Annotated in this window: 22 protein-coding genes and 3 pseudogenes; 21 read left to right on the forward strand and 4 right to left on the reverse strand. The window is 36.0% G+C overall.

All coding sequences use genetic code 11. The features are described 5' to 3' along the window. The first annotated feature begins 160 nt into the window (after window positions 1–160). The 18 genes and pseudogenes from A3GU_RS0106985 (at window position 161) to A3GU_RS0107065 (ending at window position 15689) form a co-directional block, all read left to right on the forward strand. Window positions 161–478: a hypothetical protein gene (locus A3GU_RS0106985; RefSeq protein WP_018366829.1), complete on the forward strand. Its 318-nt coding sequence runs from the start codon at window positions 161–163 to the stop codon at window positions 476–478. Window positions 479–493: 15 nt separating this feature from the next. Further along, a complete protein-coding gene (locus A3GU_RS0106990) occupies window positions 494–883 on the forward strand; it encodes an acetyl-CoA carboxylase biotin carboxyl carrier protein subunit (RefSeq protein ID WP_018366830.1) in 390 nt (129 codons plus the stop codon). A gap of 43 nt (window positions 884–926) precedes the next feature. Beyond that, on the forward strand, window positions 927–2048 hold the full coding sequence (locus A3GU_RS0106995) for a sodium ion-translocating decarboxylase subunit beta (protein WP_018366831.1): 1122 nt from the start codon (window positions 927–929) through the stop codon (window positions 2046–2048). A 38-nt stretch (window positions 2049–2086) separates the two neighbouring features. Continuing rightward, window positions 2087–2224 (forward strand): OadG-related small transporter subunit, encoded by a 138-nt coding sequence (locus tag A3GU_RS10255; RefSeq protein WP_018366832.1) that lies wholly within the window; start codon window positions 2087–2089, stop codon window positions 2222–2224. 75 nt (window positions 2225–2299) lie between these two features. Then, window positions 2300–2605: a citrate lyase acyl carrier protein gene (gene citD, locus A3GU_RS0107005; protein ID WP_018366833.1), complete on the forward strand. Its 306-nt coding sequence runs from the start codon at window positions 2300–2302 to the stop codon at window positions 2603–2605. Further along, on the forward strand, window positions 2593–3480 hold the full coding sequence (gene citE, locus A3GU_RS0107010; RefSeq protein ID WP_018366834.1) for a citrate (pro-3S)-lyase subunit beta: 888 nt from the start codon (window positions 2593–2595) through the stop codon (window positions 3478–3480). The genes citD and citE overlap by 13 nt, the downstream gene beginning before the upstream one ends. Next, entirely contained in the window at window positions 3480–5012 is a 1533-nt protein-coding gene (gene citF / locus A3GU_RS0107015) for a citrate lyase subunit alpha (protein WP_018366835.1), read from the forward strand. The genes citE and citF overlap by 1 nt, the downstream gene beginning before the upstream one ends. Next, a complete protein-coding gene (gene citX / locus A3GU_RS0107020; RefSeq protein WP_018366836.1) occupies window positions 5005–5562 on the forward strand; it encodes a citrate lyase holo-[acyl-carrier protein] synthase in 558 nt (185 codons plus the stop codon). The genes citF and citX overlap by 8 nt, the downstream gene beginning before the upstream one ends. Before the next feature lies 1 nt (window position 5563). Then, complete coding sequence (locus A3GU_RS0107025) at window positions 5564–6955, forward strand: oxaloacetate decarboxylase subunit alpha (protein ID WP_018366837.1); 1392 nt, start codon at window positions 5564–5566, stop codon at window positions 6953–6955. A 248-nt stretch (window positions 6956–7203) separates the two neighbouring features. After that, window positions 7204–7317: pseudogene (locus A3GU_RS10685) on the forward strand (YSIRK-type signal peptide-containing protein); the annotation flags it as partial. A 318-nt stretch (window positions 7318–7635) separates the two neighbouring features. After that, window positions 7636–8100 (forward strand): annotated as a pseudogene (locus A3GU_RS10690) (SSURE domain-containing protein); the annotation flags it as partial. Between the two features lie 358 nt (window positions 8101–8458). Further along, window positions 8459–9145: a response regulator transcription factor gene (locus tag A3GU_RS0107035; protein WP_018366839.1), complete on the forward strand. Its 687-nt coding sequence runs from the start codon at window positions 8459–8461 to the stop codon at window positions 9143–9145. Window position 9146: 1 nt separating this feature from the next. Next, on the forward strand, window positions 9147–10187 hold the full coding sequence (locus A3GU_RS0107040; RefSeq protein ID WP_018366840.1) for a sensor histidine kinase: 1041 nt from the start codon (window positions 9147–9149) through the stop codon (window positions 10185–10187). A gap of 1 nt (window position 10188) precedes the next feature. Then, entirely contained in the window at window positions 10189–11412 is a 1224-nt protein-coding gene (locus A3GU_RS0107045) for a peptidoglycan bridge formation glycyltransferase FemA/FemB family protein (RefSeq protein ID WP_018366841.1), read from the forward strand. A 239-nt stretch (window positions 11413–11651) separates the two neighbouring features. Beyond that, entirely contained in the window at window positions 11652–13598 is a 1947-nt protein-coding gene (locus tag A3GU_RS0107050; protein WP_018366842.1) for a BglG family transcription antiterminator, read from the forward strand. A gap of 2 nt (window positions 13599–13600) precedes the next feature. Then, window positions 13601–14059 carry a PTS sugar transporter subunit IIA gene (locus A3GU_RS0107055; RefSeq protein WP_018366843.1) on the forward strand — a complete coding sequence of 153 codons (459 nt, stop codon included), beginning with the start codon at window positions 13601–13603 and terminating at the stop codon, window positions 14057–14059. Window positions 14060–14068: 9 nt separating this feature from the next. After that, complete coding sequence (locus A3GU_RS0107060; RefSeq protein ID WP_018366844.1) at window positions 14069–15403, forward strand: PTS galactitol transporter subunit IIC; 1335 nt, start codon at window positions 14069–14071, stop codon at window positions 15401–15403. A gap of 1 nt (window position 15404) precedes the next feature. After that, window positions 15405–15689: a PTS sugar transporter subunit IIB gene (locus A3GU_RS0107065; RefSeq protein WP_018366845.1), complete on the forward strand. Its 285-nt coding sequence runs from the start codon at window positions 15405–15407 to the stop codon at window positions 15687–15689. A gap of 54 nt (window positions 15690–15743) precedes the next feature. Here A3GU_RS0107065 and A3GU_RS0107070 read toward each other — a convergent pair whose 3' ends face one another. From A3GU_RS0107070 to A3GU_RS09715, 4 genes and pseudogenes are all read right to left on the reverse strand, one after another. Further along, window positions 15744–16571: an energy-coupling factor transporter transmembrane component T family protein gene (locus A3GU_RS0107070; protein WP_018366846.1), complete on the reverse strand. Its 828-nt coding sequence runs from the start codon at window positions 16569–16571 to the stop codon at window positions 15744–15746. Next, window positions 16537–18240, reverse strand: a complete 1704-nt coding sequence (locus tag A3GU_RS0107075; protein ID WP_018366847.1) for an ABC transporter ATP-binding protein — start codon at window positions 18238–18240, stop codon at window positions 16537–16539. The genes A3GU_RS0107070 and A3GU_RS0107075 overlap by 35 nt, the downstream gene beginning before the upstream one ends. Before the next feature lie 14 nt (window positions 18241–18254). Next, on the reverse strand, window positions 18255–18800 hold the full coding sequence (locus tag A3GU_RS0107080) for an ECF-type riboflavin transporter substrate-binding protein (protein ID WP_018366848.1): 546 nt from the start codon (window positions 18798–18800) through the stop codon (window positions 18255–18257). Window positions 18801–18811: 11 nt separating this feature from the next. Further along, window positions 18812–19662 (reverse strand): annotated as a pseudogene (locus A3GU_RS09715) (SAM hydrolase/SAM-dependent halogenase family protein). Window positions 19663–19850: 188 nt separating this feature from the next. On the opposite strand from A3GU_RS09715, the gene A3GU_RS10500 reads away from it, so the two are divergent. The 3 genes from A3GU_RS10500 to A3GU_RS10510 are packed head-to-tail and all read left to right on the forward strand — an operon-like array spanning window position 19851 to window position 20661. Beyond that, window positions 19851–20117, forward strand: a complete 267-nt coding sequence (locus tag A3GU_RS10500) for an HAD family hydrolase (RefSeq protein ID WP_026216480.1) — start codon at window positions 19851–19853, stop codon at window positions 20115–20117. Window positions 20118–20152: 35 nt separating this feature from the next. After that, window positions 20153–20389, forward strand: a complete 237-nt coding sequence (locus tag A3GU_RS10505; RefSeq protein WP_026216481.1) for a hypothetical protein — start codon at window positions 20153–20155, stop codon at window positions 20387–20389. Between the two features lie 32 nt (window positions 20390–20421). After that, window positions 20422–20661 carry an HAD family hydrolase gene (locus tag A3GU_RS10510; protein WP_245537489.1) on the forward strand — a complete coding sequence of 80 codons (240 nt, stop codon included), beginning with the start codon at window positions 20422–20424 and terminating at the stop codon, window positions 20659–20661. Window positions 20662–20758: the final 97 nt, after the last annotated feature.

Here is a 20758-nt window from a genome sequence, read left to right on the forward strand (position 1 = left end):
GTTTTATTGAGCCTGACACCAAGAACAGGACTTTTATAGCCAGTAAGGAAAAAACACAAAAAAGCCACCTGGGATGAGATTTTCATAATATAATAGTTTTATATGATCAAAAGGTTGCGATGACTACATCCTACTTAGCTATGTGGAAAGGAGGTTAACGATGGGATTATTTACACGTTTTTTTGGGCAAAAAGGAAATCAAGAAAGTCTAGATTCTGAACAGATTAAGCAAGACCAAATATCAGAATGGGAAACCCTACCAGCATATGTTCCAGCAAGTCAAGAAGATTACGAGCTTGTTAGTGCGATTGCAACTGCTATTGCAGCTGGAGATAATCCTGATAGTCACTTTATTGTCAAGAATATTTTTCAACGAAATAAAGAAGCAGTAAAACTTTCTCTCATTACATCCAGTCTTGTAGCAGGGGAAGCACCTGATAGTCAATTCCTTGTTAAAGGTATTTATCGAAAAAAATAAAAGGAGATATGAAACATGTTACGCAAATTTAAAATCACAATTGATGGGAAAGAATATCTTGTTGAAATGGAAGAAATCGGAGGAGCACAAGCTCCTGCCCCAGTTCCTCAAGCCCCAGCCCCAGTAGAAGTAGCTAGTCAAAGACCAGAACCTAGTCCAGAAGTTCCTAGTGTAAGTCCTGCTCCAGCAAATGCTGATGCTATGCCAGCTCCAATGCCAGGAACAATTCTTAAAGTTTTAGTAGCTGTAGGCGATACTGTTTCTGAGAACCAACCCCTTATGATTTTAGAAGCTATGAAAATGGAAAATGAAATTGTTGCGAGCCAAGCAGGTACAGTTTCAGCAATCCATGTTAGCCAAGGTCAGGTAGTGAATGCAGGCGATGGCCTTATTACTTTAAATTAAATCAAAAGAGAGATTTGAGAAAAAATAGAAAAGGAAGTATCTAGTGGAAACTTTAGTTCAAGGTATAATGTCCATTACTATCCCACAAATAGTGATGATGGTAATTGGTGCAGTCTTAATGTATTTAGGAATTAAAAAAGAATATGAACCAACACTCTTAGTACCCATGGGATTAGGAACAATTCTAGTAAATTTCCCTGGTTCAGGTGTTTTAAACCAAGTTGTGAATGGTGTCCATCAAGAAGGTGTATTTGATGTCTTGTTCAATATTGGAATTGGTACAGAACTCTTTCCTCTTTTAATCTTTATTGGTATTGGTGCTATGATTGATTTTGGGCCACTCCTACAAAATCCATTTATGTTATTATTTGGTGCGGCAGCACAGTTTGGAATTTTCTTTGTTGTTGTAGTGGCAGTTATTGCTGGTTTTGATATTAAAGAAGCTGCATCTATCGGTATCATTGGTGCAGCAGATGGTCCAACTTCAATTTTTGTGGCTAATCAACTAGCACCTAAATTATTAGGACCAATTACAGTTGCTGCCTATTCTTACATGGCCTTGGTACCTATTATTCAACCATTTGCTATTAAGTTAGTGACAACTAAAAAAGAACGTCGTATCCGGATGACTTATAAGGCAGAAAACGTTTCAAAATTAACAAAAATTCTTTTCCCAATTGTGATTACCCTAGTGGCAGGTTTCATTGCTCCTATTTCCTTACCACTTGTTGGTTTCCTAATGTTTGGTAACTTATTACGAGAATGTGGTGTCCTAGAAAGATTGTCTCAGACAGCTCAAAATGAATTGGTTAATATTGTTTCTATTTTGCTAGGTTTAACAATCTCTGTAAAAATGCAAGCTGACTTGTTCTTGAATGTGCAAACCTTGTTAATCATTCTTTTTGGTTTAGTAGCCTTTATAATGGACTCAATTGGTGGAGTTATTTTTGCTAAAATTTTAAATCTTTTCCGTAAAAATAAGATTAATCCAATGATTGGTGCAGCAGGGATCTCAGCTTTTCCAATGTCAAGCCGTGTTATTCAAAAAATGGCAACAGATGAAGACCCTCAAAACTTTATCTTGATGTACGCTGTGGGGGCAAATGTATCTGGTCAGATTGCTTCAGTAATCGCAGGTGGTCTCTTACTTTCATTCTTTAGCTAATGAAAAGTGAGGACTGATAAGAAAGGAAGAGAAATAATATGATAAAGGTCATAAATATGCATGATTTAGCCATGGCTTTTGAGCTTATGGTTGTAGGAATGGTAGGGGTTTTCTTTGTGCTAGGTATTTTATACATAGCAGCAGAGCTTTTAATTAAACTCCTACCTGAAAAATAAAATAAAAAGATTTGAATAACGACACATCCTTTGAAAGAGATGATGCCGCTAACGATATCAGTATGAGGTAAAGTTATGGAGATAAAACAAACTGCAGTTGCAGGTAGTCTTGAGTCTAGTGACATCATGATTACAGTAAGTCCTGCAACAGATGGTATCACTATCGATCTAGAAAGTAGCGTCGAAAAACAATTTGGTCATCGCATTCGACAAGTTATAGAAGAGACCCTAGATCATTTAAAAGTTAATAATATAGCTGTTCAGGCTATTGATAAGGGAGCTTTGGATTGTACTATTCAAGCACGTCTTATTGCTGCGGTACATCGCGCTGCCCAGGTAGAAGAGTATAACTGGAAGGAGATTGATTCATGGAAACTTTAAGAAGAACGATGATGTTTGTTCCAGGTGCTAATGCAGCAATGCTCCGGGATGCTCCTTTATTTGGTGCAGACTCTATCATGTTTGACTTAGAAGATTCAGTATCACTTAAAGAAAAAGATACTGCGAGAGCTCTGGTTCATTTTGCCTTAAAAACATTTGACTACAGTAATGTTGAAACAGTTGTCCGTGTCAACGGACTTGATACTGTTGGAGCACTTGACATTGAGGCAGTTGTTTTAGCAGGAGTTAATGTCATTCGTCTGCCAAAAACTGAAAAAGCCCAAGATATTCTTGATGTAGAAGCTGTTATTGAACGTGTAGAACGTGACAATGCTATTGAAATGGGACGTACAAAAATGATGGCTGCTATTGAATCGGCAGAAGGTGTCTTGAATGCACCAGAGATTGCCAAGGCATCAAGTCGTCTAATTGGTATTGCTTTAGGTGCAGAAGACTATGTTACCAACATGAAAACACGTCGTTACCCTGATGGTCAAGAATTATTCTTTGCACGCAGTATGATTTTACATGCTGCAAGAGCTGCGGGAATTGCTGCTATTGATACTGTTTATTCGGATGTTAATAATCCTGAAGGCTTCCAAAAAGAAGTTCGCTTGATTAAACAACTTGGTTTTGATGGGAAGTCAGTTATTAACCCTCGCCAAATCCCACTAGTTAATGAGATCTATAGCCCTACAGAAAAAGAAATCCAAAATGCTAAAGAAGTTATTTGGGCTATCCGTGAAGCTGAAAGTAAAGGATCTGGTGTTATTTCTCTTAAAGGGAAAATGGTTGATAAACCAATTGTTGAACGGGCAGAGCGTGTCATTATGCTTGCTAAAGCAGCAGGTCTTTTGACTGAGGAGGATTTATAATGGTTGTTAATAATTTAGGTCGGGATATTCCTCAAGAATATGCTGAAAAATTTGGTGTATTTGAAGGGGAATTAGCCCATATTAAAGATTACAAAGAAGCTAGTCGTCAGATTAAGCCAGTTAAACCTCGAGATGAGAAACTATTAAAATCAATTCGTGAAGCTATTGAAAAAACGGGTTTAAAAGATGGGATGACCATCTCATTCCACCATCATTTTCGTGAGGGTGATTATGTCATGAATATGGTTCTAGAAGAAATTGCAAATATGGGAATTAAAGATATCTCAATTGCACCAAGTTCTATTGCCAATGTTCACGAGCCCCTCATTGAGCATATCAAAAATGGTGTAGTAACTAATATTACCTCATCAGGCTTACGAGACAAAGTTGGAGCGGCAATTTCCTCAGGAATAATGGACAATCCAGTTGTTATTCGTTCCCATGGTGGACGTGCACGAGCTATTGCATCTGGAGATATTCATATTGATGTTGCTTTTCTTGGTGCACCAAGTTCGGATGCTTATGGAAATGCTAATGGAACTAAAGGCAAAGCCACCTGTGGTTCTTTGGGATATGCCATGATTGATACAAAATACGCTGATCAGGTTGTGGTTATTACAGATACTCTAATGCCATATCCTAATACGCCGATTTCTATTCCACAGACAGATGTTGACTATGTAGTACTTGTTGATGCAATTGGAGATCCAAATGGCATTGCAAAAGGAGCAACACGTTATACCAAAAATCCAAAAGAACTATTAATTGCAGAATATACCTCAAAAGTTATTACTCAGTCACCTTACTATAAGGAAGGTTTTTCATTCCAAACAGGTACAGGAGGTGCTTCTTTAGCTGTTACTCGTTATATGCGTGAGCAGATGCTTAAGGATGAGTTAAAAGCTAGTTTTGCACTGGGTGGTATTACCAATGCTATGGTAGAACTGCTTGAAGAAGGTCTTGTCGAAAAAATTATGGATGTACAGGATTTTGACCATCCATCAGCCATTTCCCTGGACAAAAATAGCCAGCACTACGAAATAGATGCTAACATGTATGCCTCTCCTTTAAGCAAGGGATCTGTTATTAATCAATTAGATATTTGTATCTTATCAGCTCTAGAAGTAGACACTAATTTTAATGTGAATGTTATGACAGGATCTGATGGCCTTATTCGGGGTGCATCAGGTGGACATTGTGACACAGCCTTTGCTTCTAAAATGAGCTTGGTTATTTCTCCTCTTATTCGGGGTCGTATTCCTACCTTTGTAGACAAGGTTAATACTGTGATTACACCAGGAACTAGTGTTGATGTGGTTGTAACTGAAATTGGAATTGCAATTAATCCAAACCGTCCTGATTTGGTAGAGCATTTTAAAAACCTTAAGGTTCCTCAGTTTACAATTCAAGAATTAAAAGACAAAGCCTATGCTATCGTAGGTCAGCCGGATCCTATTAGTTATGGTGAAAAAGTGGTAGCATTGATAGAATATCGTGATGGAAGCTTGATTGATGTGGTAAGAAATGTTTAAAAATGAATTATTTAATGGAGAAATTTCCCTTTTAGCTGAAGTTTTAGCAGCGCGTGAGCAAAGAACTTGCCGCCAGATGTCTCTTCTTAGAAGATACCCAAAGGCTAGCTTATTATCAGTTACCATGAATATACCAGGTCCTGTCAAAACTTCTCCTCTATTAACAAGAGTTTATCAAAATTTTTTAGAAATACTTAAAGAAAAATTGGAAGCATACCCAATAGTCTTTGAAGAGTGCTTGAAATTAAAGACAGGTTGGGAGTACTATTGCCTAGTAGATTTTCCAGCTCAGCAATTAAAAGAAAAAATGATAGCTATTGAAAGTGAAAGTCCCGTCGGACGTATCATGGACTTAGATGTTTTATGTTGGGAAAAAAGCTATATTCAGATAATGAGTCGTCAACATATAGGTCTAGATGCTAGAAAGTGCTATATCTGTTCAAAAAATGCCAAGGCTTGTGGACGCTCGCGTAAGCATTCTATAAAAGAATTGCAAAAAGCAGTTTATAAAATACTTTTACCTTCACTAAAAGCTTTAAAGGAGGAATAAAATGGCAAAAATCCGTATAACGGAAACAGTTCTACGAGATGGTCAACAGAGTCAAATTGCGACTCGTATGACGACAGAACAAATGTTGCCAGTCTTAGAGGAACTTGATAATGCTGGATACCATGCATTGGAAGTATGGGGTGGAGCAACCTTTGACTCATGCTTACGTTTTTTAAATGAAGATCCGTGGGAGAGACTACGTACCATTCGTACAGCTGTTAAAAAAACAAAACTACAGATGTTATTACGTGGCCAGAATATACTGGGTTATCGTAATTATTCAGATGATGTGGTACGCTTATTTGTTCAAAAATCTATTGAAAACGGAATTGATATTATCCGTATTTTCGATGCCCTAAATGATCCAAGAAATTTGCAAACAGCAGTATCTGCAACAAAAGAATTTGGTGGACATGCGCAAGTTGCTATTTCTTACACAACTAGCCCAGTTCATACGATAGATTATTTTGTAGAATTAGCTAAAGAATATGCCCATATTGGAGCTGATTCCATCTGTATCAAGGATATGGCAGGAGTTCTAACTCCTAATACTGGCTATGAACTTGTAAAAGCAATTAAGGCGGCAATTGATTTACCCTTAGAAGTACATACTCATGCGACAAGTGGTATTTCTGAAATGACTTATTTAAAGGTTGCTGAAGCAGGAGCAGATATTATTGATACTGCCGTATCTTCTTTTGCTGGCGGAACCAGTCAACCAGCAACAGAATCATTGATTCTTGCCTTGGAGGATCTTGGTTTTGAAACCAATATTGATCTAAAAGAAGTTGAGAAGGTTGCCAGTCATCTTAATAAGGTACGTGATCATTTTAGGCAAGAAGGGCTTTTAAATCCTAAAGTCAAAGATGTGGAACCTAAAACCTTGATTTATCAAGTACCTGGTGGTATGTTATCTAATCTCCTTAGCCAACTGAGTGAACAGGGCTTAGCTGATAAATATGAAGAAGTCCTAGCAGAAGTACCACGGGTAAGAGCTGACCTAGGTTATCCTCCTCTGGTAACACCCTTATCTCAAATGGTAGGAACTCAAGCCTTAATGAATGTTATTTCTGGTGAACGTTTCAAGGTTGTCCCAAATGAAATAAAAGATTATGTTAGAGGTTTATATGGTCGCCCACCGGCTCCTCTTGCACCTGGCATTAAAGAAAAAATCATTGGTGATGAGAAAGTTATTACTGTCCGTCCTGCGGACCTTATTCCAGACCAGCTTCCTGATCTACGTCAAGAAATTGCTCAATATGCAAGAAGTGAAGAAGATGTTTTAAGCTATGCCTCTTTCCCAAAACAAGCAAGAGATTTCTTAGGGCGTCGTGAAGATCCATTTTATGATGTTCCTCTTCAAAATATTTCAGTTACAATTGATATAGAGTAATAATAAGCCTTAAGTCTTTTAATTGACTTAGGGCTTTTACTATTTTTTGATAAGCATCACCAAATTGCTCTAAATAGCACAATAAGAGTAGAAAGAAAGTTACACCTACTAGCTAGTTACTTGTTTGTTTTGGAAACTTAAACAATTGCTAAGGCTTATTTAAGAATTTCTTAATAAATAGCTTATAAATGCTTAAGGTCTTCTTGCTATACTCAAGTCAACAAAAAATGAAATGAGGAATACTTATCATGAAACAAACAGGAAAATCTAATCCCTTTTTAGGGAAACCTTACCAAAAATGGTCAATCCGTCGCTTAAATGTTGGAGTGGCGTCTGTCTTGCTTGCCAGTGGAGCTTTTCTAACAGTAACAAATCCAGCTGATGTATCTGCAGATCAAGTGGAAACAGCTAGTCAAGGCATGCCAATATCTAAAGTAGCTCCTACTAATGAAACAATTACTAAGGCTCCAATGACTGAAACTGCTACTAAAATTGAATTGTCAAGTTCAGAAAACAGGACTGAACCGGTAGCAAATGAAGCAAGCACATTAGTAACTGAAAAAATGTCAACTTCAAACCAAACTAACCCAGGAGTTGCAGCTTCAGTAGCTGATACAGCAAATACAATGGTAGCAGAAAATCCACAAACGCTAGATAAACCAGCTGCTATAATGGCTGCTAATACAAGTGCTACAGAAGACCAAGTCAAACAATCTGTGACAGAAAACACTCAAGATCAGATTGATGTTCCAGCAAAATACCTAACCAATGCTAATTACCCAGGCCCATTTACAGCAGGAGTTAACCAAGTAATCCCTTATGAAGCCTTTGGAGGCGATGGAATGCTCACCCGTCTACTTCTTAAAGCTTCTCAAGGAGCTCCATGGTCAGATAATGGCAGTGCCAAAAATGCCGCTCTTTTACCAGTAGACAACTTAGAAACAGGTAAGTATTTCTACCAAGTTTCCTTAGATGGTGAAATTGGTAAACTCCAAGACCAAGTCCTCTTAGACCAGCTCAAGAAAAATGGCACCATGACTTATAAGGCTATGATAAAAGTCTATGGTTCTAAAGATGGAAAAGTGGACTTAAGTAACATGATTGGAGAAAAGGAAGTTACCATTACTTTGAACAAAGAAATGGCTGCTGAGATGCCTAAGCAAATGAATCCTAAAATGACTATGGATACCATGGGGGGAAATGGTCAAGTAGAGCAAATGATGCAAAAAATGACACCAGGTCAAATGACTCAAGCACCAAGTCAGATGCAAGTAACTAATAAAACAGATCGCATGGCTGGAACTAAAAATTCAGCCGTAAACTTGCCACATGCAGGTGAAGAAAATAAACAATCATTATCTTTACTAGGCCTTGTGACACTAGCAGTCACAGCCTTGGTAGGTTTATTCAAAGGATTAAATAAAAAGAAAACTTTATAATTAATAGTTAATAGTGTTATAATATATAAAGTTATAACACTATTTTCTATGTTGGAGAGAATATATGGACTTAAAACTATTGTTAGTGGATGATGAACTTGAAATCATAGACATCAACAAACGCTATCTTGAACAGGCTGGTTATCAGGTTTCTATTGCCACAAATGGCCTAGAAGCATTAGACTATCTTAAACATTCTCAATTTGATATGATTATTACTGACATCATGATGCCTCAAATGGATGGTTATGACTTTATTAGTGAGGTCTTAGTATTAAATCCAGACCAACCCTTTCTTTTTATAACAGCAAAAATTTCTGAGCCAGATAAAATTTATTCCTTAAGCTTAGGAGCTGATGATTTTATCTCAAAACCCTTTAGTCCACGAGAATTGGTTTTGCGGGTTAATAATATTTTAAGAAGGATTTATGGCAATAATCAACCCAAGGATACCTTGACAATTGGTGATTTGACTATCAATTCCAATACCAGGGAAGTATTCATTGCAGCTAATAAAATTGAATTAACCAATAAAGCTTTTGCCCTGTTATGGACTCTGGCGAGTAACCAAAATCGTGTCTTTTCAAAAACGGAACTCTATGAAAAAATATGGGGTGAAAATTATTTAGAAGATGCTAATACCTTAAATGTCCACATTCATTCTTTACGTAATGATATGGCAAAATACAGCAGTTCTAAGACACCATCTATCAAAACTGTTTGGGGATTGGGCTATAAACTAGAGGAGTAAGATGAAACTAAAATATTATATTCTAATTGGCTATCTGACTTCCATTCTGATTACAGTGATTGGGGTATTCTTTGGGGTTAGTCGGATGTTTATTAATAGTAGAGAAGTCTCATATATCTTAATCATTACCATAATAGCAAGCTTTTTAGGAGGACTTATTAGCCTCTTTTTACTCTCCAATGTCTTTTCATCATTAAAGAAACTCAAAGGAAAAATCAAAGCTATTTCCTTAAGGAAATTTGATACTAATAGCCATATTAAGACGCCCCTTGAGTTTAAAGAATTGGAAGATTCCTTTAACTCTATGTCATTAGAACTCTCTGAAACCTTTGAATCCCTAGCTGACAGTGAAAAGGAAAAGGCTATGATGGTTGCTCAATTAACGCATGATATTAAGACACCCATAACTTCTATTCAGGCTACTGTGGAGGGGATATTAGACGGAATTATTTCACCAGAAGAAACCAACCACTATCTTAAAACAGTTGGACGTCAGACTAATCGCCTTAACAAGTTAGTAGAAGAGCTCAATTTTCTATCCCTAGATAGCTCAAATAGCTTGTTGCAAGAATCAACTGAGGAAGTTATCTATTTAGATAAATTATTAATTGATATCTTGTCAGAATTTCAATTAAAAATTGAAAAAGAAGAGCGTTATATTCATATTGAGGTTAGCCCTCAAGCAGCTAAGATAAGGAGTGATTATAACAAATTATCACGTATTTTATTAAACCTTATCACCAATGCTTTAAAATATTCAAAGCAGGGAACACAGCTTAGTATTAAGGCCTATTATCAAGATGATGATTTAAGGATTGATGTTAGGGACCAAGGTCAGGGTATTAAAGAAAAAGATCTAGACTTGATTTTTAAACGTCTTTACCGTGTGGAAACCTCTCGGAATATGGAAACTGGAGGACATGGCTTAGGACTATACATTGCTCGCCAACTAGCACATCAATTAGGTGGTGATATTAGTGTTAAAAGTCAGTATGGTCAGGGTAGCCAATTTACATTATTATTAAAAAAGGGAAAAAACTAGAATGATTACTTATAAAGTAGGCCTATCAGTAGAAGAATGTGATAAATTTATTGAAGAAAGCCCTTATGGAAACTTGCTTCAAGGCAGTAAGTGGACTAAGGTTAAGGATAACTGGCAGTCAAGGAGAATTGGCTTTTATCAGGGAGATCAGCTAGTTGCTTGTGCTTCTTTATTGTGTAAAAAAATCATTAATCCCTACAAGGTAGCCTATATTCCCAGAGGTCCAGTAATGGACTATAATAATCAAGAATTGGTTTATGAAGTTTTTCAGGCACTAAAGATATTTGGGAAAAAAGAAGGCTTCTTACTTATTAAATGTGATCCCGCAGTCTTATTTGATAGAAGCAATCAACTTCAAGTAGAGGAGTGCCAAAAACTTATTACCACTATTGAAAAAACAGGGGCTATTTGGTCAGGATTAACGCTAAAACTTTCTGAAACAATCCAACCTCGTTTTCAAGCAAATAAATATTTGACTGCAGAATCTATAGAAGATTATCAAAAACATGTTAGGCGTCTAGTCAAAACTGCCCATAAAAAAGGTGTAGAAATTAGTAAAGGTCATGAAAATGAACTAGAGGTCTTTTCAGACTTAGTAGCCTTAACAGAGAAACGCAAGCAGATTCATTTACGAAATTATGATTACTTTAAAAAAATAAAAGATATCTATAAGGAACAAGCACAATTTTACTTTGCTACCTTAGACCTTGAAAAACAAATAAGAACTCAAAAAGAACGTCTTGAACAACTAGAAAATGATTTGCTGAAAACACCTGAGCATCAAAAGAGCCGCATCAGAGATATTGAACAACAAAAAGCAGCAGCAAAAAAACAAATTATGGAATTACAAGAACTTGTTAAGGATTATCCTAATCAAGTCATTATTGCTGGCGTTTTAGGAATTCAATTTGGATCAGGTGTTGAATTACTCTATGCTGGTATGGATGATAATTTCAGACAGTACTATCCTCAATATCTTCTGGATACCGAAATTTTCAAATCATCTTATGAGTTGGGGTTCAAATGGGCAAATATGGGCGGTGTAGAAGGAAATCTAGATGGAGGTCTAGCAACTTTTAAAACTTCCTTTAAGCCAACTATTGATGAGTATATTGGAGAATTTAATATTCCTTTGAATAAAACGGCATATAAATTAGGTCGTCTAACCTATAAAAAATATAAGAGGGTTAAAAAGCAATTAACTAAAGGAAGAATTATAAAATAAGCAAGGGGTCCCCGAGAGGTACCTTTTGCTTTTTTAAAGAAAGAGACCATTAAAAGCAATTTTTGATAAGTATTGAAAGGAATACTTAATTATTAGGTCTTTTATAGTGACCAAAAAATAGTTACAATAACTATAAAAGGGAAATATAGTCACTATTACTATATTAATGTGGAAAGAAGTTGGCTTACCAAGAGGAAGCGCTTTCTGTATAATAGAGGTAGGTAGACAAGGGAGATAAAATGAACAAGCGCCAGCAGCTACTCTTAGATCACTTATTATCACAAGAATCATTCATTTCCAGCAAGAAGCTAGCTGGAATGTGTCAGGTATCTAGTAAGACCATCTATTCAGATTTAATTGCTTTAGATAGTTTTTTAGGAAACTACTCTTTAAAAATCAAAAGGGTACCCAGACATGGCATTCTTATAGAAGGAAGTGAGACTGAGAAGATAAAAGTGAAACACTTTCTCAAAAGTAAAGAACAAAATCAAGTCACTTCAGTAGACTATAAGGAAAGAGAGGATTATTATCTCCGCAAATTTTTAATAGAAGATGACTTATTAACGATACTAGATCTATCTCTTGAGTTATTTATAAGTGAGACTTCTGTCAGACGTGATTTAGAAAAGTTACATCACTTATTGGAAAAGTATGGACTAGCTCTTGAAAAAGAGCAAGGCTACTTTGGAATAAAAGGGGAGGAAAAACAGATTCGTTTCTTTTTGCGAACCTACCTCATGCAAAGCTATTCCCTTGATTTAGAAAGAAATGACTATTTAGCTAGTTTACAATTATTTTTTTCAAAAGAGCTGGTTACTAAGGTCCAAGAAGTTGTTTCTAGAACATCTAAACTTTATGAGTGTACTATCCCCAGCCAATATATGCTTTATTTAATACTGGATTTACTAATAAATGTTAACAGGATAAAAAGGGGAAATAGTTTAGGTCCTCTTGATAAGCCTATTGATGATGATTTAGGACCATTAGAGCTCTATCCCTTTGCAGGCGCCATATTAAGCCAATCTTTAGCCCTTCCCTTAGAAAAAATTTCTAGTCAGGAAGTTGGACAAATTGCTTCAACGCTTATTTCATTTGGCTATCTCAGTCACTCTACTTATACTGATGAATTTACAGAGATAAGTTCTTTGCTAATTGACAAGGTTAGTGAATTAGCTGGGATTGACTTTAGAAAAGATTTGTATTTAAGAGAGCAGATTACTAACCATATGAAACCAATGGTTTATCGCTTGAAGAATGGTATTAATATAGAAAACCAGACGACAGAGGAAATTAAAAAACGCTACTCTATTTTATTTCATATTGTCTGGCTAGCTTCAAAAACAGTTTCTGATAGCTACCAATTAGAATTCTTAAATGCTGAAATTGCTTTTTTAACCATTTACTTTGAGATAGCAGTGGAACGGTTAGAAAAACCATTACACATATATGTGGTTTGCCCACACGGTCTAGCAACTTCAGAATTAATCATCAATTCTTTAAAACGAATTATTTCAAGTTATGATTATTTACAAAAAATTGATCTCGTAGATGTGACTGATCAGCTGGCATTGAAGGCTGATATTATTATTAGTTCCGTACTTCTAGAAAATTTTGATCACCCTTATATTCTTGTCAGCCCCTTATTAAGTCAAGAGGAAAATGATATTATTCAAAGGGAATATCGGCGTTTAACAGATGGTAATCGTAAAATCCTTTCGGTAGTAAAAAATGAAAAACAGCTTAATCATTCTATTATTCGAAATTTACTTGGACAAAATATTCATTTACAAAAAGAATGTCAAACAAAAGAAACTTGTATGTCATTTTTAGTGAGTCAAGCTTATGAGGAAAATAGACAGGCTCCTTCATTTTTACAATCGATTTTAGAGCGCGAGCGATTAGGGAGTACCAGTATTTATACAGGGATTGCTCTGCCACATGCTAACCCGCAAAAAGTTCAAAAATCTCAATTAAGTTTACTGACCTTAAAAGAGCCAATTGAATGGGGACAAAACATGGTGAAAGTAGTTTTATTAATAGCTATAAAAGAAGGGGAAGAAGAACATTGTAAGGAGGCTTTGATTTATCTTTATTCGAAGATTGATGATTTAGATTTTATTAACAAGTTAGCTAAGGCTACTGATAAATATGATGTTTACACAACTTTATTTTTAGAGGAGAAGTGATTATGGATGAAAACTTTATTTTTCCACAGGTAAGTCAAATTAATAGTGCTACAGAAGCACTGGACTATTTATCCCGTAAATTATTGGAAGCTGATCTTGTAGAAAAGAGCTTTCCTCAAGCTATCAAAGATAGGGAACTTATTTTCCCAACAGGACTTCAATTTGAAGGATATGGGGTTGCAATCCCCCATACAGACAGTCAACATGTAAAGCAGACCCAAATAGCCTTGATGACTTTGGAAAAACCAGTTGTCTTCACGCAAATGGCAAGTAGTGATCAGGAAGTTTCGGTACAAATTGTCATTATGTTAGCTATTAAAGAAGCCCATTCTCAAGTGGAAATGCTCCAAAAACTCATGACCCTGTTACAGGATAAAGAGCTAGTCAATGATATTTTAAGCTGTAGGGCTGATCAAAAGCAAAAAATAAGACAACTATTATCTCAGAACACTATTTTTTAGGAGGTTGACATGTTTACATTTTTACAGAGTTTTATTGACCTAGGTGCAATAGTTGTATTGCCGATTCTTATTTTTATATTTGGAATCCTCTTAGGGACACCAAGCAAAAAAGCCTTTAATGCAGGCTTGACAGTAGGTATTGGTTTTGTTGGTTTAAACTTAGTAGTTGAATTACTGTCAGGGAGTTTAGGAAAAGCTGCGCAGGCTATGGTTGAACGGTTTGGCTTACAGTTAACAACCTTAGATGTTGGCTGGCCAGCAGCTGCCGCTATTTCATACGGTACTCTTCTGGGAAGCTTAGCCATTCCTCTTGGAATAGGGATTAATCTCTTACTGCTCTTCTTGGGCTGGACCAAGACGCTCATGGTAGATATGTGGAATTTTTGGCATGCCGCATTTGTAGCTTCGCTAGTTTATGCCGTAACAGAAAATTTTGCCTTGGGACTTTATGCCATGATTTCTTATCAAGTTATGATTTATTGCTTGTCTGATATTATTGCGCCAGCCATTAAGAAATTTTATGGCTTCCCTAACATTACCTTCCCACATGGCACCTCTGCACCTGGGTTTTTAGTAGCCATTCCCTTAAATTGGCTCTTTGATAGAATTCCAGGTTTTAATAAGATTGAGGCTGATTCAGATACCATCCAGAAAAAATTTGGCATTTTTGGAGAAAGTACAGTTATGGGCTTAATTATTGGGATAGCTATAGGGCTATTAGCTGGGTATAATCTACAAGGGATATTACAGTTAGGAGTAAAAACAGCTGCTGTTATGCTCTTAATGCCCCGTATGGTTTCTGTTTTAATGGAAGGTCTTGCACCAATATCAGAAGCTGCTAATCAATTTGTACAAAAGCGTTTTCCTGGACGAGAAGTCAATATTGGGATGGATTCAGCTTTATCAGTAGGACATCCAGCAGTTTTATCTAGTTCTTTGCTTTTAGTGCCTATTACAATCTTCTTAGCAGTTGTTTTACCAGGCAACAAAACCCTGCCCTTTGGTGATTTGGCAACTATTCCCTTTGTGGTCTGTTTAATGGCGGCAGTTTTTAGGGGAAATATTGTTCGTACTGTTGTTGGTGGTAGTTTATACATGGTATCTATCTTGTATATTACCTCCTGGGTAGCACCTTTAGTAACAGTTTCTGCTAAGGCTGCTAAGTTTAACTTGCAAGGGCATTCTAGCATTACTGCAATGGCTGAAGGAGGACTTTGGCCGACTGGTTTATTCGTTTTTGCTGCTAAGCATCTGCCTTGGTTCTTGATTAGTCTCATATTACTAGCATCCTTAGCTGGTTTGTTCTATATCAATAAAATGTCTAAAGAAAATGAGGTAAATTAAAATGAAAACATTATTAGTTATGTGTGGATCAGGAATTGCAACATCTACGGTTGTTACTGGAAAAATAAAAACATGGTTAAAAGATAATGGTTATGAGGACCAAGTTAAGCTTTATCAATCAAAGGTAGCTGAAGAAATTAACCGTATTGATGATTATGATATTGTTATTTCAACCACTGTTGTCCCAGATACTGCAAAAGACAAAGTTATTATGGGATTACCCCTTCTAACAGGTATTGGGACAGATGCTCTGTGGGCGCAGATAAAAGAAGCAATTGAAGCTTAAGTCAAATTGTAAGAAAACCCGAGTAATTACTAGAATACTCGGGTTTGTATGTATTTAGAAGGGATTATAGAATCTTCCTTTATTTAAGAAGAAAAGGCCCAATGAAGAAATTAGTATAAGTAAGGCAAAGCAGATAGTGATCATATCATATTTACTTAGTTTTTTTTGGCTGTACCAGGTACGTTTCTTGTATTTACCAAATCGTCTTAACTCCATAGCTGTTGAAACAGTATCAATCCGATCTAAAGAGCTAAAAATAAGTGGGATAATAATTTGTAAGTTTCCTTTAATCCGACTCATCAGCGGAGCTTTTTCTGATAATTCAAGTCCCCTAGCTTCTTGTGAAGTCCTAATGATATGGAATTCTTCTTGTACATCTGGAATATAGCGCAGCGTTAAACTTACAGCATAGGCAACCTTATAAGGGATCCCAATCTGATTGAGGCTAGAAGCGAATTGACTGGGTTGTGTTGTTGTAAGAAACAAGATGGCTAAGGGAACTGTTGAAAAGTATTTCAAACCTACATTAAAGAGATAAAATAATTCTTCTTGGCTTAAAGAATAGGGTCCCCATCCAGTAAGCAAGATATGTTCAGACTGGTAAATATCTTCTCCATAACTAGGAGCAAATAAGTAAATCATAAGAAGGTTAAGTAGTGCAAAGAAAATAACAAGCTTAATCACAAATGAGATGCTTTTCCAAGGAATGGCTGCTACTTTAAGAAGATAGAGGGATAAGAGACCAATAAAGAGAATTAGCCTCGTATCATAAGTAGTCATGCAGGCAACAGAAACAAGTATAAAAAAGATAAGTTTACTGGCACCTGATAAGTCATGTAAAAAATTATCAGCTTTTTGATAACCAATTAGTCTCTGTGGCATGGCGCTCTCTTTCTTTTTTAATATAGTAATGAGTTATATCAAGGGGCTGGCAGCCTAGTTGCTCAGCCAAGTAAAATAGACTCGTCTTTTTCAAAGAAGCTTTTTCTAAAAGAGAGCTATCTGATAAGATTTCCTCGGGTCGAGCATCTGCAATGATTTTTCCCTTGTTTAATACAATAGTTCGATCAGAGTATTCCATCATTAACTGCATATCATGGGTGATCATAATGATAGTATGGCCTTCATGATTTAAGTAGTCTAAAAAGTTCATAATGTCAGAATAGTTTCTTTTGTCCTGACCAGCGGTTGGTTCATCCAGTATGATTATCTCAGGATCTAAGATAAGAATTGATGCAATAGTAACACGTTTTTTTTGTCCAAAAGATAAGGCAGAAATTGGCCAATGACGATAAGGAAAGAGTCCACAGATTGTTAATGTTTCTTCCACCTTAAGTTTAATGTCAGCTTCTGATTGCTTACGTAAGTGCAAGCCTTTAGCGACTTCATCAAAGACATTAGCCTGGCTAATCATTTGATTGGGATTTTGTAAGACGTAACCAATTTTATCAGCTCTTTCTTTAATAGAATCTTTAGAAATATCTATTCCTTTATAATAAACAGGAGCATCTGTCTTTAAAAAACGGCATAGTAGTTTAGCGAGGGTTGATTTTCCAGCACCATTTTGACCAACAAGGGCTAGTCTTTCACCTTGATGAATCTCTAAATTAAGTTCCTTTAGAATTGGTTTTTCATCATCATAAGCAAAAGTTAGGCTTGGGATATGTAGAAGCTTTTCTTTTTTAGGAGTTTTGCTAGACGGATGATTGTAAGAAAAATTAAGCTTTGATAAGTCAAGGCTATTGAGTTGGCTTAGGTGCTCATTTCCTGAGAATGGATAGGCTAAATCCTTTAGGCAGGTAAGATATAAGGGTTCACGAATTCCATTTTCCCTTAAAAGGTTAGAAAACAAAAGCTGGTCAGGGCTTCCATCAAAAAGAATATAACCGTCATTAATCAGGATGATTTTATCAATAGATTGATGTAACACATCCTCAAGCCTATGTTCAATAATGATAGTAGTAGCATCTGTAGTCTGATGAATCTGATCAATTAAGTCAATAGCTGCTAAGCCAGACTTCGGATCCAAATTAGCTAGAGGTTCATCAAAAAGCAGAATAGGACTCTCATCCACAAGTACACCTGCTAAACTGACCCTTTGCTTTTGCCCCCCAGATAAGTCCTGTGGACGATGGTTGAGATGGTTACTTAAGTCAAGGAGTTGACTCCAAGCATGAATTTTTTGCTTCATATCCGACTGACTAAAGCAATCATTCTCAAGGGCAAATGCTATATCTTCAGCTACTGTTAGACCAATAAATTGACTATCAGGATCTTGTAAAACAGTAGAGATAAGTTTTGATTTATCATAGATAGACAAGTCAAAAACATCCCTACCATCAATCATTACGCTACCTTGGTGTTGTCCTTGATGATGATTAGGGATAATCCCATTTAGACAGTTACCAATTGTGGATTTACCACTACCAGATGGACCAATGATGAGGACTTTTTGTCCTTTTTCAATGCTAATATTTAAATTGGATAGGGTAGGAGCTGTTTGTGCGTCATAGGTGAAGGAAAAGTTGGTGAATTGAATCAAATGTGTCATATTATCTCTCAGGCTTAGTCTTTTGAAAGGCTACCAGCTTTAGTTCTAGAATTGGCATAGGCAATAATTAATAAGGTTCCTGCTAAACCAACCGTAAAGATATTAGCAAAGCCAGCAAATAAACCTTGGGTAAACACTTTATTGACTGGTTCATGGTAGATTAGGATGTCACCAATAGGCGCTACAATTCCCCAGACGATGATATTAGTAATAATTTGTACGCTATTAAATAAAAGCATATCTTTTTTGGTGAAAATTCCCTTAGTGATGTGGAGTCTATTTCTCATTAAACCAATACCAAGCCCTACAAGGCCACTTGGAAGAACCCAAGACCACCAGACCCCATTACCAAGTAACATATCTTTTAACATATGACCAATAAAACCAATAAAGAAACCAGCTAAAGGTCCAAAAATAACTGAAAATAAGGCTTGAATGGCATATTGTAGTGAGATCGTAGTATTAGTGAAAATTGTAATAGGAACAAAAATTCCAATAATAACAAATAAAGCTGCTCCGATTCCGATTGCGACAACTGTTTTAATTGAAGTATTTTTCATAATATATCCTTTTAATTTCTTTTGGTTCTTTTGAGGTCAATATGCCAATTTTGACCCACACCCACATTATAGGCCTTGGCAAAAGACCCTTGGTTAATAGCAAGCCCTACCCTATACAAAGAATTAATATAGATGATAGGTTGGCCAATACGTACATCGGCAAATGATTTGCCATAAGTAACTTGGTTTTGGTAGACTAACATGTCATTATTATAGATAGTCACTTCCAAGCGTTCATTAAATTCAGGTCTTAAGGATTGAAATTCTTCACGTGTAATTGAAGTCCAAAGTGAACCAAAACGGACATCAAGAATATCAATGACCCCTCTAACTCTGTCAGAACTTATTTCTGTTTTAACAACGGGAACTTCTACAATAGCATCAACTGAAAGTTCAGGTCCTACTTCTTCGAAATTCAAGTGTCCCGAGGCTAGTTTAGCACCTGTAAAAGCATAAACATCACGTCCGTGAAATATATAGGAAAAGTCTGTATTTTTTCTGCGATTGGTAACTTCAGAAATTTCTCGAATAGCTTTTATTCCAATATATTTTTTTATATAAGATAAGGTTCCATTATCAGGCGTTACGATATATTGGTTGTTTGTAGTTAAGGCTACCACGCTTTGCGTTTAGAACCAACACCAGGATCTACAACAGATACAAAGGTTGTGCCTTCTGGCCATTAACTGACTGTTTGAAAAAGGCGATAAGAGGCTTCGGAGATATTGTAAGGGGTAATGTCATGTGTGAGATGATGGACTTGTAAATCAGAGGATTCCTGCAAGGCTACTCCAACCATTGTTGAAACTGCCCCATCTATGAGACCAAAATCTGACTGAAGAACTAACAATTTATTATTCATATGCTTTCCTTATCCATTAGTGAACTACTAATAGTTTAACATAAATGTCTTATGATTTAGTCGCATCTTAGGAAAAAGTTCTACTATATAAAAAAGAATAAAGAAGAAAAGTAAAGTAATTAAAAAGAAGTTCAAGGGGAAGCAGCTATTATTTTTATGTTAAAATGGTGATATTAAAGGAGAAAGATATGTATCAGATAATAGCATTTGACATGGATGGTACTCTATTACAGACAGATAAAACAATTAGCCAGAAAAACCTAGAGGGAATCGAAAAAGTAGTTTCTCATCATAAAAGCGTTGTTTTAGCAAAAGGTAGACCAATCTCTGAATTAACCATGTATCAGGAACAATTGGCTAAAATCCGTTATGGTATTCTGGAAAGCGGAGCTCTAGTCTATGATTTTTTAGAAAGCAGGTTCTTCATAAATTTCCTATTGAAAATGGTTTTGTAGAAATTGTTCATCAGATAGTTAATCAAGAAGATACTATGCCAGTTTTGATGATTGATGGACAGGGTTATATCCAAAAAAGCCATTTTGATGCTATTAAAGAATATCAAATGGAACAATACAGGGACCTATATGCAAAAACAGCTATATTTGTTGAAGATATAGTAGAGCTTCTAACCAGTGACAAAGGGAAGCCTGAGAAGATAAATCTTTATTTTAAAGATGGTGATAAACGAGATTACTACTTTACAATGCTCAATAATTACCCTTTTTAACAGTTATTAAAGCAGAGACAACAGCTATTGAAATAACAGCTGAAAAAGTAGATAAAGGTAGAGGACTGGCTCGATTGTGCAAGTATTTAGATATTGAGATCAGCCAAGCAATTGCGGTAGGAGACGCCGATAATGATGAGAGTATGATAAGAATGGCCGGGCTAGGAATTGCAATGGGTAATGCCAATCAACATATTATGAGATTAGCAGACGTAGTAGTGGAAACAAATGACAAAGCAGGTATTAGCCAAGCCTTGGATTATTTTTATTAACCCTCAAAAAAAGTATTGACAAAGGATCAAAAAGTCGCTATACTGATAAAGTTGTCGGAAAAGGAATTCCTCCTTTACAGATGATAAAGCAAAAAAA

Origin of the sequence: Streptococcus didelphis DSM 15616 (assembly GCF_000380005.1) — a bacterium.
Lineage (GTDB): Bacteria > Bacillota > Bacilli > Lactobacillales > Streptococcaceae > Streptococcus > Streptococcus didelphis.

Coding starts and splice junctions, on each gene's coding strand:
- A3GU_RS0107070 (WP_018366846.1), bottom strand. CDS start 16,571: ATGCCACAGAGACTAATTGGTTATCAAAAAGCTGATAATTTTTTACAT.
- citD (WP_018366833.1), top strand. CDS start 2,300: ATGGAGATAAAACAAACTGCAGTTGCAGGTAGTCTTGAGTCTAGTGAC.
- A3GU_RS10255 (WP_018366832.1), top strand. CDS start 2,087: ATGATAAAGGTCATAAATATGCATGATTTAGCCATGGCTTTTGAGCTT.
- A3GU_RS0107040 (WP_018366840.1), top strand. CDS start 9,147: ATGAAACTAAAATATTATATTCTAATTGGCTATCTGACTTCCATTCTG.
- A3GU_RS0107035 (WP_018366839.1), top strand. CDS start 8,459: ATGGACTTAAAACTATTGTTAGTGGATGATGAACTTGAAATCATAGAC.
- citX (WP_018366836.1), top strand. CDS start 5,005: ATGTTTAAAAATGAATTATTTAATGGAGAAATTTCCCTTTTAGCTGAA.
- A3GU_RS0106985 (WP_018366829.1), top strand. CDS start 161: ATGGGATTATTTACACGTTTTTTTGGGCAAAAAGGAAATCAAGAAAGT.
- A3GU_RS0107050 (WP_018366842.1), top strand. CDS start 11,652: ATGAACAAGCGCCAGCAGCTACTCTTAGATCACTTATTATCACAAGAA.
- A3GU_RS0107075 (WP_018366847.1), bottom strand. CDS start 18,240: ATGACACATTTGATTCAATTCACCAACTTTTCCTTCACCTATGACGCA.
- citE (WP_018366834.1), top strand. CDS start 2,593: ATGGAAACTTTAAGAAGAACGATGATGTTTGTTCCAGGTGCTAATGCA.
- A3GU_RS0107055 (WP_018366843.1), top strand. CDS start 13,601: ATGGATGAAAACTTTATTTTTCCACAGGTAAGTCAAATTAATAGTGCT.
- A3GU_RS0106990 (WP_018366830.1), top strand. CDS start 494: ATGTTACGCAAATTTAAAATCACAATTGATGGGAAAGAATATCTTGTT.
- A3GU_RS0107025 (WP_018366837.1), top strand. CDS start 5,564: ATGGCAAAAATCCGTATAACGGAAACAGTTCTACGAGATGGTCAACAG.
- A3GU_RS0107045 (WP_018366841.1), top strand. CDS start 10,189: ATGATTACTTATAAAGTAGGCCTATCAGTAGAAGAATGTGATAAATTT.
- A3GU_RS0107080 (WP_018366848.1), bottom strand. CDS start 18,800: ATGAAAAATACTTCAATTAAAACAGTTGTCGCAATCGGAATCGGAGCA.
- citF (WP_018366835.1), top strand. CDS start 3,480: ATGGTTGTTAATAATTTAGGTCGGGATATTCCTCAAGAATATGCTGAA.
- A3GU_RS0107065 (WP_018366845.1), top strand. CDS start 15,405: ATGAAAACATTATTAGTTATGTGTGGATCAGGAATTGCAACATCTACG.
- A3GU_RS0107060 (WP_018366844.1), top strand. CDS start 14,069: ATGTTTACATTTTTACAGAGTTTTATTGACCTAGGTGCAATAGTTGTA.
- A3GU_RS10500 (WP_026216480.1), top strand. CDS start 19,851: ATGTATCAGATAATAGCATTTGACATGGATGGTACTCTATTACAGACA.
- A3GU_RS10505 (WP_026216481.1), top strand. CDS start 20,153: ATGCCAGTTTTGATGATTGATGGACAGGGTTATATCCAAAAAAGCCAT.